Below are 13,867 nucleotides of genomic sequence, written 5' to 3'. Positions count from 1 at the left end.
GGGGCGTGTCGTGCGGTGGGATGGGGCCATGCCGTCGTCGTCCCGTCGCCCGCGCCCGCCCGGGCCGTCCCTCGCCGACCTCGGACCGGTGCTCGCGGCGGCAGGGTGGGCGCTGCGGCGAGAGCCGGGCGCGGTCGGCGGGACCGTCGCGTGCGACGCCGCCGGGACGGCGTGCGAGGTCGCGCTGCTCACGGTGCCCGAGGACCCGGGGGAGCGGGCGGCACTCGTGGAGCACCTGCGCGGGCTCGGCGAGGAGCACGAGCACCTCGCCGTGGTGCGCGGCGTCGTGGCGGCGGGCGAGTCGTCGCTCGCGGTCCTCCTCGACCACGTCGGCGGGCTGCGGCTCGACGAGCTCGCCGCCGCGCGCGAGCCGCTCCGCGCGGGGGAGGCGGTGACGGTCCTCGTCCCGGTCGCCCAGGCGCTGACGGCGCTCCACCGCGAGGGCCGCAGCCACGGTCGCCTGGACGCCACGTCGGTCGTCGTCACCTCGGGCGGGAGGGTCGTGCTGCGCCCACCCCTCGCGCCCACGACGGCCTCGACCGCGGACGACGTCCGCGACCTCGCCCGCACGGTCCTCGGCCTCGTCCCTCAGCCCGCGACGAGCCACCCCGCGCACGCCGCGCCGCTCGACGCCGACGAGGCGCGCGCCCTCGCCGCGCTGCACGCGGAGCTCGCTGTCGCGCTCCGCGACGAGCCGGCCGCTCGTCCCGCCGTGGGGACGTTCGCCGCACGCTGCTACGACGCCGTCGGGCCGCGACCGATCGCCATGCCGGACGCCGCCCGCCTCGTCGCGGGCGCCCTGGCGGGCCGGCGCAAGCCCCCGTCGGTCGTGCCGAGACGGCGCGTGGCCGGTGACGAGGTCGCCGCGCCGCCCGGACGCCGGGGGGCGCGAGCGCCCCGCCGCGTCCCGGAGCGACCGGGGCGCGGAGCGCCGCTGTCCGGCCTCCGGCGTGGGGCGAGGGCCGGTGCGCACTCCCGCCCCCCGGACCGGCGGCGCCTCTGGACCGGCCGCACGGCTGTCCTCGTCGGGTGCGCGGGGCTCGTCGCCGCGGTGGTCGTCGCGCTCGCGGTCGTCACGCCGTGGCCCTCGCCCGCGCGCGACGACGGTCCCGCGACCACCCGCACGGCGTCCGCCGAGGACCCGGTGACCGACCCCACGCTCGACCGCGCCGACCCGCTCGGTGCGGCGCGCACGCTCACCGGGCGGCGGCTGGAGCTCCTCACGGACGGCTCGGGGGACCTATCCGCGGTGGTGGTCGCCGGTTCGCCCGCGGAGGCGCGCGACGCCGAGCTGCTCGCCGCGCTCGCCGGCGTGGACGTGGTCGGGGCGCGGGCCGAGGTCGGCGACGCCCGGTACGCCGAGCCCGGGACGCCGCCCGTCGTCGGTGCCGGAGAGGACGCCGGGGACGCGACGGTGGCGGTGGACTACGCGATCGCTGCCCACAGCCAGCGCACCGCGTCGGGCGAGGTCCAGGTGCCCGCCACGCCGTGGACCACGGTCGTCCTGGTGCTGCGCTGGACCGACGCGGGGTGGCGCGTCGCCGAAGCACGGTGACTCTGCCCGAGTCCCCGGCCGACCCGCCGGCCGGGCCGTCGTCGAGCGTGCGGGGTCCTGGCGCCCTGGGCCCGCCGGAGGGGTGAGCCGGTCAGCGGCTCTCGACGACCTGGCGCGCGGCGTCCTCCAGGACGGGGTCGGACCACGTGAACCCGCTCGCCTCGAGCACGGTGGGCAGGGCGCGCTGGGAGCCGAGGATGTCGGACGCGAGCTCGCCCAGCGCGACGTGGAGGGCGAACGACGGCACGGCGAGCACGGCCGGGCGGTGCAGCGCCCGCGCGAGCGCCCGGGTGATCTCCGCGTTGGTCGCCGGGTGCGGCGAGGAGAGGTTGACGGGACCGTGCACGGGCGCGGTGAGGAGGTGCTGCAGCGCGGCGACCTCGTCGCGCAACGTGATCCAGCTCCAGTACTGGGTCCCGGGGCCGAGGCGTCCGCCGACACCGAGCCGGAGGAGGGGCAGCAGCCTGCCGAGCGCGCCGCCGTCGGGGGAGAGGACGATGCCGGTGCGGGCGTGCACCACACGGACCCCCGCCTGCTCGGCGGGAGCGGTCGCGGCCTCCCACTCGCGGACCAGGCGCGCGAGGAAGCCGTCGCCCGACGCCGACGTCTCCGTGAGCACCTGGGCGCCCCGGTCGCCGTAGTACCCGATGGCGGAGCCCTGGACCCACACCGGTGGCGGCGAGTCGAGCCCGGCGAGGGTGCGGGCGAGCAGCCCGGTGGTGCGCGTGCGGGACGTGACGAGCGTCCGCTTGTACGCCGTCGTCCAGCGGTGGTCGCCGATGCCCGCCCCGGCGAGGTTGACGACGGCGTCCGCCCCGGCGAGCGCGCCCGGGTCCAGCCGGCCGGAGTCGGGATCCCACTCGTGCTCGTCCGAGGTCTGCGGTGCGCGGCGCACGAGGCGGCGCACGTGGTGACCGTCCTCGCGCAGTCGTTCGAGCAGAGCGGTGCCGATGAGCCCGTGCGAGCCAGCCACGACGATGTCCATGGGGGACACGCTACGGGTCCGTGGCGGACTCGGCACGGTCCGTGGGGCGCGCCCGCGGCGCGGACGGAGGGACGCGCGAGGGCCCCGACCGGTGCGCGGTCGGGGCCCTCGTCAGCGTGGCGTCGGAGCAGTCCGGCGCCGTGCGCGGCTGGTGCCGCGGAGCGGGTCCGTCAGAGGCCGACCTCGGCCTCGAACGCGCCCTCCTCGATGCGGTTCTTGATGGTGGTGAGGAAGCGCGCGGCGTCCGCACCGTCGACCAGGCGGTGGTCGTAGGACAGGAAGATGAAGCACGTCGAGCGGATGCCGATCGTGTCGTTCCCGTCCACGTCCGTCACGACGACGGGGCGCTTCGTGATCGTGCCCGTGCCGAGGATCGCGACCTGACCCACCGGGACGATCGGCGTGTCGAAGACGGCGCCGCCCGAGCCGGTGTTGGTGATCGTGAACGTCGCGCCCGCGAGCTCGTCCGGGCCGACCTTGTTGGCCCGGGTGCGCGCGCCGAGGTCGGCGATCTTGCGCGCGATGCCGGCGAGGTTGAGGTCGCCCGCGTCCTTGATGACGGGGACGACGAGGCCGCGCTCGGTGTCGACCGCGATGCCCACGTTCTCCTGGCCGTGGTACGTGATCTCGTCCTCGGCGAAGGTCGCGTTGATCTTCGGGTAGGCCTTGAGCGCCTCGACCGCGGCGAGCGTGAAGAACGGCAGGAACGTGAGGTTCGCACCCTCGCGCGCCTTGAAGTCCGCCTTGGCGCGGTTGCGCAGGGCCGCGACGCGCGTGACGTCGACCTCGACCGCCGTCGTGAGCTGGGCCTGCGTGCTCAGCGCCTCGACCATGCGGCTCGCGACGAGCTTGCGCAGGCGGCTCGTCTTCTCGGTCGTGCCGCGCAGCGGGGAGACCGCCGGGACCGATGCCTTCTTCGGAGCGCCACCGGCTGCGGGGGCGGCGGGGGCGGCAGCGGCGGGCGCCGCCTTGGCCTCCTCGGCCTTGCGGGCTGCCTCGAGCACGTCCTCCTTGCGGATGCGTCCGCCGACGCCCGTGCCCGTGAGGGACGAGAGGTCGACGCCCTTGTCCGCGGCGAGCTTGCGCACGAGCGGCGTGAGGTAGGTGCCACCGGCCTTGGCGGCCGGGGCCGGGGTCGCACCCGGAGCCGACGGCGCGGCCGGCTTCTCGGTGGCGGGGGCGCTCGTCGACGGGGCGGGCGTCTCCTCCTGCGCGGCCTGCGCGGGGACGTCCGCCTCGCTCGCCGGGGTGCGCGCCTCGGTCGGCGCCTCCTCCTGCTTCGGCGCCTCCTGCTTCGGAGCCTCCTGCGCGGGCTGCTCGGCCGGAGCGGCGGGGGCCGCGGCCGGGGCGGCACCGGAGCCGACGATCGCGAGCACGGCGCCGACCTCGACCGTCTCGTCCTCCTGGACGAGGATCTGCTGGACGGTGCCCGCGACGGGCGACGGGACCTCGGTGTCGACCTTGTCGGTCGAGACCTCGAGCAGCGGCTCGTCGACCTCGACGGTGTCGCCGACCGACTTGAGCCACCGCGTGACGGTGCCCTCCGTGACGGACTCGCCGAGCGCCGGGAGCTTGATCTCCTCGCCGCCACCGGCGGAGTCGCCGGACGACGCGGGCTGCTCGGCCGGGGCCTGGGCGGCGGGCGCCTCCTGGGCGGCGGGCTGCTCGGGCTCCGGCTCGGCCTGCGGGGCCGGAGCCTCGGTCTCGGTCTCGGCGGGGGCGGGCGCGGAGCCGCCACCGCCCGAGCCGTCGCCGATCACGGCGAGGTTCGCGCCGACCTCGACGGTCTCGTCCTCCTGGACGAGGATCTGCTCGAGCGTGCCCGCGACGGGCGACGGGATCTCGGTGTCGACCTTGTCGGTCGAGACCTCGAGCAGCGGCTCGTCGACGGCGACGGTGTCGCCGACCGACTTGAGCCAACGGGTGACGGTGCCTTCGGTGACGGACTCGCCGAGGGCCGGCATCTGCACGTTCTCAGACATGACCTGCCTGGTCTCCTTCGATCGTTGGGGTCAGTTGTGGGCGTGCAGAGGCTTGCCGGCCAGGGCCAGGTGCGCCTCTCCGAGTGCCTCGTTCTGGGTGGGGTGGGCGTGGACCAGGGCGGCGACGTCCTCGGGGTACGCCTCCCAGCCCACGATGAGCTGGCCCTCGCCGACGAGCTCGCCGACGCGGGCACCGATCATGTGCACGCCGACGACGGGACCGTCCTTGCGGCGCACGAGCTTGACGAAGCCGCTCGTCCCGAGGATCTTGCTCTTGCCGTTGCCGGCGAGGTTGTACTCGAGGGACTCGACCTGGTCGGCCCCCCACGTCTCCGCCGCGTCGGCCTCGGTGACGCCGACGGACGCGACCTCGGGCTCGCAGTACGTGACGCGCGGGATCGACGACTCGACGATCGGCGTCGGGTCGAGGCCCGCGATCTGCTCCGCGAGGAAGATGCCCTGCGCGAAGCCGCGGTGGGCGAGCTGGAGGCCGGGGACGATGTCGCCCGCGGCCCAGATGTTGCCGACGCCCGTGTGCAGGCGCTCGTCCACGATCACGAAGCCGCGGTCGAGCGTGAGGCCCTGCTCCTCGAACCCGAGGTCCGCGGTGCGCGGGCCGCGCCCGACGGCGACGAGCAGCAGCTCGGCCTCGAACGTCTTGCCGGACTCGAGCGTGACGGTGACCCCGGAGTCGGTCTCCTTGACGCCCGCGAACCGGTCGCCGAGCGAGAACGCGATGCCTCGCTTGCGGAACGCGCGCTCGAGCGCCTTCGACAGCGCCACGTCCTCGTTCGGCACGAGGTGGGGCAGCGCCTCGACGATCTGGACGTCGGCACCGAACGACTTCCACACGCTCGCGAACTCGACGCCGATGACACCGCCGCCGAGCACGACGACCGACTTCGGGACGCGGTCGAGCCGCAGCGCCTGGTCGGACGTGACGACCCGGCCCCCGATCTCGAGACCGGGCAGCGACCGCGCGTACGAGCCGGTGGCGAGCACGACGTGGCGTCCGGTGTAGCGGGTGCCGTCGACCTCGACGGTGTCCTGCGACACGAGGCGCCCGTGGCCCTCGACGAACGTGATGCCGCGCGAGGAGACGAGTCCCTGCAGGCCCTTGTACAGGCCGGCGACGACGCCGTCCTTGTACGCGTTGACCCCCGCCATGTCGATGCCCTCGAGCGTGCTGCGCACGCCGAACTTCGCGCCCTCGCGGGCGCCGTCGGCGAGCTCGGCCGCGTGGAGCAGCGCCTTCGTCGGGATGCACCCGTTGTGCAGGCAGGTGCCGCCGAGCCGGCCCGACTCGACGAGCGCGACGTCGAGACCGAGCTGGGCGGCACGCAGCGCGGTGGCGTAGCCGGCGCTGCCTCCGCCCAGGACGACGACGTCGAATGGTGTGCCGGGTTCGGCCACGTGCGACTCCTTCAGCGAGGGGAGAGCGAGAGCGGGCGTCCACGGCACGACGGCGGGCCGGACGGGAACCGCTGACCCACGGTGCGTGAACGTTCTCCGGGAGCCATCTTGGCACCTCGGGGACGGGCTCCCCAATCGAAACCCGGGCCGTGCGGCTGTGACGATGGAGACAGCGCGCCCACCGTATGACCAGGGTCACGCTGTACCCTGCCGCTGTGCCCCGGCTGCCCAAGCTGTCCAGCCTGTTCTCCCGCCGTCCCGCGACGACCTCGTCGTCGGGGGGTGGCACGGCCGCGCCGTCGGACGCGCGCCGCGCGACGCTCGCGCACCTCCAGGAGTTCGTGCGCACGCGCGTCGGGGTCGAGGCGTACGTCGAGCCGCCCACGCCGGACACGGGCGCGACGCTCCTGCTCATCGCGACGACCGGGGAGTGGACGCGTCGGCGCGTCCCGGACGAGCGCACGGCGTTCGACGTCGCCGGCTCCCTGGGCGTCCCGGTCTACAACGTGCGCTTCACCGGGTACCCGCAGCGCATGCGGGACTGGAACTCGCGCCAGCGGCAGCGCCGGAGCTCCTGACCGGACGGCGCCGCCGGGCCGAGCAGGCGGTCGTGGTCCGTCCGGTCGCCCGGAGGCACCAGGACCACCTGCTCGGCGGAGGGGTCAGCGGCGGGCGCGGCCCTCGACCAGGCCGAGCAGCGTGCGGACGGCGACGCCCGTGCCGCCGACCGGCGTGTACCCGTGCGCGGAGCCCTCGTTGAACGCCGGGCCGGCGATGTCGAGGTGGGCCCACGGCGTCTCGCCGACGAACTCCTGGAGGAACAGCCCGGCGACGAGCATCCCGCCGAACCGGTCGCCGATGTTGGCGAGGTCCGCGACCTTCGACTTCAGCGACGCGCCCAGCTCCTCGGGCAGCGGCATCGGCCAGAACTGCTCGCCCGCGGCGTCGGCCGCCGCGACGACCTCCGCGCGCACGTCGTCCGCGCCCATGACCGCGGAGACGCGGTTGCCGAGCGCGACCATCTGGGCGCCGGTGAGCGTCGCGACGTCGAGCACGACGTCGGGCTTCTCCTCGACCGCGGCGACGAGGCCGTCGGCCATGACGAGGCGGCCCTCGGCGTCGGTGTTGAGCACCTCGACCGTCTTGCCGCCACGGATCGTGATGACGTCGGACGGGCGCTGCGCGGTGCCGGACGGCATGTTCTCCGCGAGGCACAGCCAGCCGGTGACCGCCACGGGCAGGCCCAGGCGCGCGGCCGCGACGACGGTCTGGAGCACCGCGGCGGCACCGGCCATGTCGGACTTCATCGCCTCCATGCCCTTCGCGGGCTTGATGGAGATGCCGCCCGAGTCGAACGTGATGCCCTTGCCGACGAGCGCGACCTTCGCCGCGGGGCGCGACGGCGTGTAGGCGACCTTGACCAGACGCGGGCCGCGCGCCGAGCCCTGACCGACGCCGACCAGGCCGCCGTACCCGCCCGCGGCGAGCGCCTTGTCGTCGAGCACCGTGACCTTGAGGCCCTTGGCACCGGACTCCTTGACGGCCTGCTTCGCGACGTCGGCGAACGCGGCCGGGTACAGGTCGTTGGGCGCCGCGTTGACGAGGTCGCGCGTCGCGTTGACCGCGGCGGCGACGACGGTCGCGCGCTCGACGGCGGCCTTCGCCGCGGCGCTGCGCGCGTTCGCCGCGAGGATCTCGACGGTCGCGGGCGAACGGCTCCCGGCCGACGTCGCGGCCTCGCCCGTGCGGTAGCGCGCGAACGTGTACGTGCCCAGGAGCGCTCCCTCGGCCACGGCGGCGAGCTGGGCGTCGTCCTCGACGGGCAGCGCGACGGCGACCGACGTGGTGCCGGCGAGCGCGCGCAGCGCGGCCCCCGCCGCACGGCGCAGCGCCTCGGCGCCGAACGTGCCATCGGCCCGGCGGGCGCCGAGGCCCACGAGCACGAGCACGCCCGCCGTGAGGTCGGGACCGGCGGGGACCTTGCGGACCTCGTCGGCGGCGCCCGTGATACCGAGCGCGGGTGCGAGGTCCTCGAGGGCGGCGACCACCGGGCGGGGCAGGTCGCCCCCGACGATCGCGACGCCGTCGGACGTCGTGTGGGTGCCGACGACGAGCGCGTCGACCTTGGCACCGGCGGGATTCTTGCTGGAGACGGTCAGTTCAGCCACCCCGCGATGCTATCCCCGGCCGCCCGCCGGGTCCGCCGGGGCTGTGGACGATTCCCGCGCCGCCCACCGCCCCCGGTACGCTCGGCGGCGTGGTCCTCCCCCTCCTGCTCCTCGTGGTCGCGGCGTGCGTCGTGCTCGCCGGCTGGGCGGTCGTGTTCGTCGCACGCGACCGCGCGGTGATCCTCCGCCAGCTCTGGGGTGCCGCGGTGATCGAGGGACTGATCCTCGTGCAGGCGGTCGTGCTCGGCGTGCTCGGCGCGACGGGGACGGCGCCCAGCGACCCGGTCCTGCTGTGGGGCTACCTCGTGACCGCACTCGTCATCCTGCCCGTCGCCGCGCTGTGGGCCTTCGCGGAGCGCTCGCGCTGGAGCTCCGTCGTGCTCGCGGTCGCCGCGCTCACGGTCGCGTTCCTCGAGTGGCGTCTGTGGCAGATCTGGAACGCCTGACCTGGAGGTCCTCGCCATGAGCGCACCCGCCGCCCCCGACGCGTCGGACCCGTCGGCGACGCCCGCAGGGAGCGGGCGCCCGGCCGCGCCGTCGGGACGGCGCCGCACCAACGCGGGCTTCGGCCGGGTGCTCGTCGCCGTCTACGGGATCTTCGCGCTCGCCGCGACGGCCCGTGCCGGGGTCCAGCTCCTGCGCGACTGGCACGAGGCGCCGCTCGCCTACGCGCTGTCGGCGCTCGCGGCGGCGGTCTACGTCGTCGCGACGATCGCCCTCGCGCGCGGCGGCCGGGTCGCGCGCCGCGTCGCGTGGCTCGCCGTGGGCGTCGAGCTCGTCGGCGTCCTGACCGTGGGCGCGTTCTCGCTCGCCGACCCGGAGGCCTTCCCGCGCGCGACCGTCTGGTCGGGCTTCGGCCAGGGCTACGGCTACGTCCCGCTCGTGCTGCCGTTCGTCGGGCTCTGGTGGCTCTGGCGCACCCGGCCCGCCGGTCCCGACGGGGCGACCCCGCCCCCCACCACCCGCACCCCTGTCACCGACGCCCCGGAGGACGCCGCATGACCCGCCGCCGCCCGCTCCTCTACGGACTCCTCTTCGACACCGTGTTCCGCCGGATGGACCCCGAGCGGGCCCACCACGTGGCGTTCGACCTCATCGGGCTCGCCGGACGCGTCCCCGTCCTGCGCGACGTCGTCCAGGGTGCGCTCGCGCCCTACCTGGGTCGCGCGGCGGGGGGCCGGGGGAGCGTCGAGGTGCTCGGCAAGGTCTTCCCGGCGCCGTTCGGGCTCGCGGGCGGCTTCGACAAGGACGCCCGGGCGGTGCGCGGGCTGACGATGCTCGGCTTCGCGTTCGTCGAGATCGGCACCGTGACGGCGCACCCCCAGCCCGGCAACGAGCGGCCGCGCCTGTGGCGCGAGCTCGACGTCCAGGGCGTGCGCAACCGCATGGGGTTCAACAACGAGGGCGCCGAGGCGGCCGCGCGCCGGCTCGCGGCCCTGCGCTCGACGCGGGGCGGGCGGGCCGTGCTCGTGGGGGCGAACATCGGCAAGACGAAGGTCACGCCCGCCGAGGAGGCGGCCGCGGACTACGCGACGAGCGCGGGCCTGCTCGCGCCGTACGCGGACTACCTCGTGGTGAACGTGTCGTCCCCGAACACCCCGGGCCTGCGCGACCTCCAGGAGGTCGAGTCGCTGCGGCCGATCCTCGTGGCGGTGCGCGAGGCGGCCGACGCGGCCACCGCGGACGCGGGCGTCGACCGGGTGCCGCTGCTCGTGAAGATCGCCCCGGACCTCGCGGACGAGGACGTCGACGCCGTCGCCGACCTCGTGGACGAGCTCGACCTCGACGGCGTCGTCGCCGTGAACACGACCATCGGTCACGACCGCGGCCCCGGCGGCCTCTCGGGTCCGCCCGTCCGCGCGCGCGGCCTGGCCGTCGTCGCGCGCCTGCGCGAGCGGCTGGGGCCGCAGCGCGCGATCATCGGCGTCGGGGGGATCACCACCGCGCACGACGCGCGCGACTACCTGCACGCGGGCGCGGACCTCGTGCAGGGGTACACCGGGTTCCTCTACCAGGGCCCGTTGTGGGCGGCGCGGATCAACCGCTCGCTCGCGCGGTACCCGGAGCCGGGCGCGCACGTGCGGGGCGCCGACGCGAAGGAGGCACGATGATCCGGCCGCAGTGGGTCTGGGAGCTCGACGACGCCGAGGGGCGCGCCCTCGCGGCTCCGGTGAGCCCCGTCTTCACCACGCAGTACGACGCCGAGCAGTGGCTCGGCGAGACGTGGCGGAGCTTCGCCGCGGAGGGTGCCGCCGCCGCACGGCTCCTGCACGACGGGAGCCAGGCGACCGCGACGGTGGAGCTGCGCGTCCCCTGACCGGGTCGCCGGCCGCCTGACCCCAGGCGCGCAGCGTCCGTCAGCCCGCGACGCGGGCCCACGCCGCGGAGAGCCGTGCCACGGCGTGCTCCAGCTGCTCGGGCGGTCGGGAGAAGGTCAGCCGCAGCCGGTCGGCCGCGCTGCCGTCGGGCGTGAAGGTCGGACCGGCGTTGACGAGCACCCCCTCGGCCGCCGCGGCGGCGGCGAGCGCCTGCGCGACCGGTGCCCCCAGGTCCACCCACAGCGAGAGCCCGCCCTCGGGCGCGTCCACGCGCCACTGCGGCAGCGCCCGCGCGAGCAGGCCGCACAGCAGGTCGCGCTGCGCGCGGAGCGTCCGACGGCGTTCGGCGAGCACGGCGGCCGCGTCGTCGAGCAGCTCGACGACGGTGAGCTGCTCCAGCACCGCGGTGGCGATGTCGGCGGACTGGCGCGTGCGCGCGAGGCGTGCGACGAGGTCCGGGTGGGCGCGCACCCAGCCGACCCGCAGCCCGCCCCAGAACGACTTCGACGCCGACCCGACCGTGACGACGTACGGCGAGGTGCCGTCGCCCGCGAGCGGCTCCACGACGGGTCCGGTGGCGTCCGGGTCGCCGTCGAGGTCGAGGTCGGTGAGCGTCTCGTCGCCGACCACGGTGACCCGGTGCCGCGCCGCGGCGTCGCGCACGCCCGCCCGCTCCTCGGGCGTGAGGGTGTAGGCGGTCGGGTTGTGGAAGTCCGGCACGAGGTAGACGAGGCGCGGTGCGACCTGGCGCAGCGTCGAGTCGAACAGGTCGACGTCGAACCCCGGCGCGTCGTGGTCGCGGCCGCCTCGCGCCCCGCGGTCGCCCCGGCCCACGGGGACGGGCACCAGCCGCGCGCCCGCCCGTCGCAGCGACTCCATCGCGTGGTAGTACGTGGGCGACTGCACGACGGCGCGGTCTCCCGCCCCGAGGAGGGTGTCGGCGAGCGTGGTGATGGCGTGCTGGGCGCCCGTGGTGACGAGCACCTCGTCGGGCGTGGTGGGCGTGCCGCGGCGCGTGTGGTGGTCGGCGAGGGCCTCGCGCAGCACGCCGAGGCCGTACGGCTCGTAGCCACCGCCGGACAGGTACTCGGGGAGCCGCTCCAGCGCGCGCGAGTAGGCGGCGTGCAGCCCGCTCGGGGCGGCGGAGGTGGCCTGCGACAGGTCGGCGAGGTCGATCGGCGCGGTGCGTGGCGCCGGCCCGGGCGGGGCGTCCCCGCCGGCCGCGCGGTCGGCGGGCCGACGCGCGCCCGGCCGGGGGAGCACGACGACGGTGCCCGAGCCCGTGCGCGAGCGCGCGAACCCGAGCTCGCGCAGGCGCCCGTAGGCGGCAGCGGTCGTGGTGCGCGAGACACCGAGGGCCGCCGCGAGGTCGCGCTCCGACGGCAGGCGCGTGTGCGGCGCGAGGGTTCCGGCCAGGACCGCGGCCCGCAGCGCGTCGGCGAGGGCGGTGTACGCGGGGCCGCCCGCGTGCCACCGGCCGAGCAGCCGGGCCGCGGCAGCGGGGGACAGGTGGCGGTGGACGTCGACCGTCGCGGCCGGAGCGAGGCTCATGAGGCCACTCTCTCGCGATTGGCTATGGATGTCGATGCCACTTGGCGCTCAGGATGACACCCATGAGCCCCGCCCGTCGCACCGTCCAGCTTCTCCTCGGCCTGCTCGGCTACGCGCTGTCGATGGCGATGCTGATCCACGCCGGCCAGGGCGGGATGCCGTGGGACGTGCTGCACCAGGGCGTCGTCCGCCGCACGGGGCTCCCGTTCGGCGTCGTCGTCGGGTCGCTGAGCGTGCTGGCCCTGCTCGCCTGGATCCCGCTCCGGCAGCGGCCCGGGATCGGCACGGTGGCGAACGTCGTCGTCATCACGCTGACGATCGACCCGGCGATCGCGCTCGTCACGCGCCTCGTGCCCGACCCGGGCGTCGCCGCGAGCGTGGCGCTGGCCGTCGGGGGCATCGTGCTCAACGGCCTCGCGACGGCGGCCTACCTGGGAGTGCGGCTCGGCCCGGGACCCCGCGACGGACTCATGACCGGCCTGGTGGCGCGCACCGGCTGGTCGGTGCGGCTCGTGCGGACCCTCCTCGAGGTCGTCGTCGTGACGCTGGGCTGGGCGCTCGGCGGCACGCTCGGCTGGGCGACCGTCGCCTACGCGCTCGCCGTCGGGCCGATCGTGCAGCTCACGGCGCGGTGGTTCGCGCCGCGCGGGCTCGTCGCCCCGGCGGCCGGGCGCACGCCCGTCGGAGAGCCGCGCGCACGGACGGTCTCGAGGGCGCGGCCGCCGGGGCGGCGTCGGACGTCGCGACGGCGTCGCGGGAGCCCGTCCCCGCGACCGCGGGCCCCCGGCCGGACGAGGGAGGCATGCCCGCGTCCGGCCGGTGAGGAGACGACGACGGCCCCGGCGCGCTGCCGGGGCCGTCGTCGCGTGCGGTGTCGTCCGTCAGGCGACGCGGCCCTGCGGGGCGTTCTCCGCCGTCTTGCCCGGGTCGCGCTCGACGGCGCCCCCGAGGATCTCGTCGATGCGGGTCATGAGCTCGGCCGGGATCGTGACGCCCGACGCCTTGACGTTCTCCGCGACCTGCTCGGGGCGCGAGGCCCCGACGAGCGCCGCGGCGACGTTGTCGTTCTGCAGCACCCACGCGATCGCGAGCTGCGCCATGCTCAGGCCCAGCTCGTCCGCGACGGGCCGCAGGTTCTGCACGCGGGTGAGCACGTCGTCGGTGAGGAAGCGCTGGATCATCCGCGCGCCACCCTTGTCGTCCGTCGCGCGCGACCCCGCGGGCAGCGGCTGGCCGGGGAGGTACTTCCCGGACAGCACGCCCTGCGCCATGGGCGACCACACGATCTGCGAGAGCCCGAGCTCGCGCGACGTCGGCACGACCTCGTCCTCGATGACGCGCCAGAGCATGGAGTACTGCGGCTGGGAGGAGATGAGCTGGAACCCGAGGTCCTGTGCGAGCGCGTGGCCCGCGCGGATCTGGTCCGCCGTCCACTCGGAGACGCCGATGTACAGGGCCTTGCCCTGGCGCACGATGTCGGCGAACGCCTGCATCGTCTCCTCGAGCGGCGTCTCGGTGTCGTACCGGTGCGCCTGGTAGAGGTCGACGTAGTCGGTCCCGAGCCGCTGCAGGGAGCCGTTGATCGACTCCATGACGTGCTTGCGCGACAGGCCGGTGTCGTTGGGGCCGCCGGGGCCGGTCGGCCAGTAGACCTTCGTGAAGATCTCCAGCGACTCGCGTCGCTGGCCCTTGAGGGCGTCGCCGAGCACCTGCTCGGCCTTCGTGTTGGCGTAGACGTCCGCGGTGTCGAACGTCGAGATGCCGGCGTCGAGCGCAGCGTGCACGCACGCCGTCGCGACGTCGTTCTCGACCTGGGAGCCGTGGGTGAGCCAGTTGCCGTAGGTGATCTCGGAGATCTTGAGACCCGAGTTGCCGAGGTAGCGGTAGGTGGGCAT

12 protein-coding genes and 1 pseudogene are annotated in these 13,867 nt (G+C 75.7%); 7 read left to right on the top strand and 6 right to left on the bottom strand.

Annotation, left to right across the window (positions count from 1 at the left end; all coding sequences use genetic code 11):
• The first annotated feature begins 28 nt into the window (after positions 1-28).
• Positions 29-1,555 (top strand): hypothetical protein, encoded by a 1,527-nt coding sequence (locus ACZ4MO_RS05730; protein WP_175008423.1) that lies wholly within the window; start codon positions 29-31, stop codon positions 1,553-1,555.
• Between the two features lie 91 nt (positions 1,556-1,646).
• Here ACZ4MO_RS05730 and ACZ4MO_RS05725 read toward each other — a convergent pair whose 3' ends face one another.
• From ACZ4MO_RS05725 to lpdA, 3 genes are all read right to left on the bottom strand, one after another.
• Positions 1,647-2,540, bottom strand: a complete 894-nt coding sequence (locus ACZ4MO_RS05725; RefSeq protein ID WP_175008424.1) for a TIGR01777 family oxidoreductase — start codon at positions 2,538-2,540, stop codon at positions 1,647-1,649.
• A 170-nt stretch (positions 2,541-2,710) separates the two neighbouring features.
• Positions 2,711-4,522, bottom strand: coding sequence for a 2-oxoglutarate dehydrogenase, E2 component, dihydrolipoamide succinyltransferase (gene sucB / locus ACZ4MO_RS05720; RefSeq protein ID WP_175008425.1), 1,812 nt, complete (start codon positions 4,520-4,522; stop codon positions 2,711-2,713).
• Between the two features lie 30 nt (positions 4,523-4,552).
• Positions 4,553-5,935, bottom strand: a complete 1,383-nt coding sequence (gene lpdA, locus ACZ4MO_RS05715; RefSeq protein WP_074809532.1) for a dihydrolipoyl dehydrogenase — start codon at positions 5,933-5,935, stop codon at positions 4,553-4,555.
• 215 nt (positions 5,936-6,150) lie between these two features.
• Here lpdA and ACZ4MO_RS05710 point away from each other — a divergent pair, with 215 nt between their 5' ends.
• Positions 6,151-6,513: a hypothetical protein gene (locus tag ACZ4MO_RS05710; RefSeq protein ID WP_499278639.1), complete on the top strand. Its 363-nt coding sequence runs from the start codon at positions 6,151-6,153 to the stop codon at positions 6,511-6,513.
• 84 nt (positions 6,514-6,597) lie between these two features.
• Here the strand turns inward: ACZ4MO_RS05710 and ACZ4MO_RS05705 are convergent, their stop codons facing one another.
• Entirely contained in the window at positions 6,598-8,103 is a 1,506-nt protein-coding gene (locus ACZ4MO_RS05705) for a leucyl aminopeptidase (protein WP_175008426.1), read from the bottom strand.
• An 89-nt stretch (positions 8,104-8,192) separates the two neighbouring features.
• Between ACZ4MO_RS05705 and ACZ4MO_RS05700 the strand changes: the two genes are divergently transcribed.
• Genes ACZ4MO_RS05700 through ACZ4MO_RS05685 form a run of 4 tightly spaced genes read left to right on the top strand, consistent with a single transcriptional unit; the run spans position 8,193 to position 10,420 of the window.
• Positions 8,193-8,549 (top strand): hypothetical protein, encoded by a 357-nt coding sequence (locus ACZ4MO_RS05700; protein WP_175008427.1) that lies wholly within the window; start codon positions 8,193-8,195, stop codon positions 8,547-8,549.
• A gap of 16 nt (positions 8,550-8,565) precedes the next feature.
• Positions 8,566-9,105, top strand: a complete 540-nt coding sequence (locus tag ACZ4MO_RS05695; RefSeq protein WP_255437092.1) for a hypothetical protein — start codon at positions 8,566-8,568, stop codon at positions 9,103-9,105.
• A complete protein-coding gene (locus ACZ4MO_RS05690; RefSeq protein WP_175008428.1) occupies positions 9,102-10,214 on the top strand; it encodes a quinone-dependent dihydroorotate dehydrogenase in 1,113 nt (370 codons plus the stop codon). The genes ACZ4MO_RS05695 and ACZ4MO_RS05690 overlap by 4 nt, the downstream gene beginning before the upstream one ends.
• Positions 10,211-10,420 carry a hypothetical protein gene (locus ACZ4MO_RS05685; RefSeq protein ID WP_175008429.1) on the top strand — a complete coding sequence of 70 codons (210 nt, stop codon included), beginning with the start codon at positions 10,211-10,213 and terminating at the stop codon, positions 10,418-10,420. Before ACZ4MO_RS05690 ends, ACZ4MO_RS05685 begins: the two co-directional genes overlap by 4 nt.
• A gap of 40 nt (positions 10,421-10,460) precedes the next feature.
• Here ACZ4MO_RS05685 and yczR read toward each other — a convergent pair whose 3' ends face one another.
• Entirely contained in the window at positions 10,461-11,972 is a 1,512-nt protein-coding gene (gene yczR, locus ACZ4MO_RS05680) for a MocR-like transcription factor YczR (RefSeq protein ID WP_175008430.1), read from the bottom strand.
• A gap of 53 nt (positions 11,973-12,025) precedes the next feature.
• On the opposite strand from yczR, the pseudogene ACZ4MO_RS05675 reads away from it, so the two are divergent.
• A pseudogene (locus ACZ4MO_RS05675) lies at positions 12,026-12,544 on the top strand (YczE/YyaS/YitT family protein); the annotation flags it as partial.
• Positions 12,545-12,853: 309 nt separating this feature from the next.
• On the opposite strand, the gene ACZ4MO_RS05670 reads toward ACZ4MO_RS05675, so the two are convergent.
• Positions 12,854-13,867 (bottom strand): aldo/keto reductase, encoded by a 1,014-nt coding sequence (locus ACZ4MO_RS05670; RefSeq protein WP_175008431.1) that lies wholly within the window; start codon positions 13,865-13,867, stop codon positions 12,854-12,856.

This window comes from Sphaerisporangium cinnabarinum (assembly GCF_055567015.1).
The sequence above is the reverse complement of the archived record's forward strand: the minus strand, read 5'-3'. Positions and strand labels throughout refer to the sequence as shown.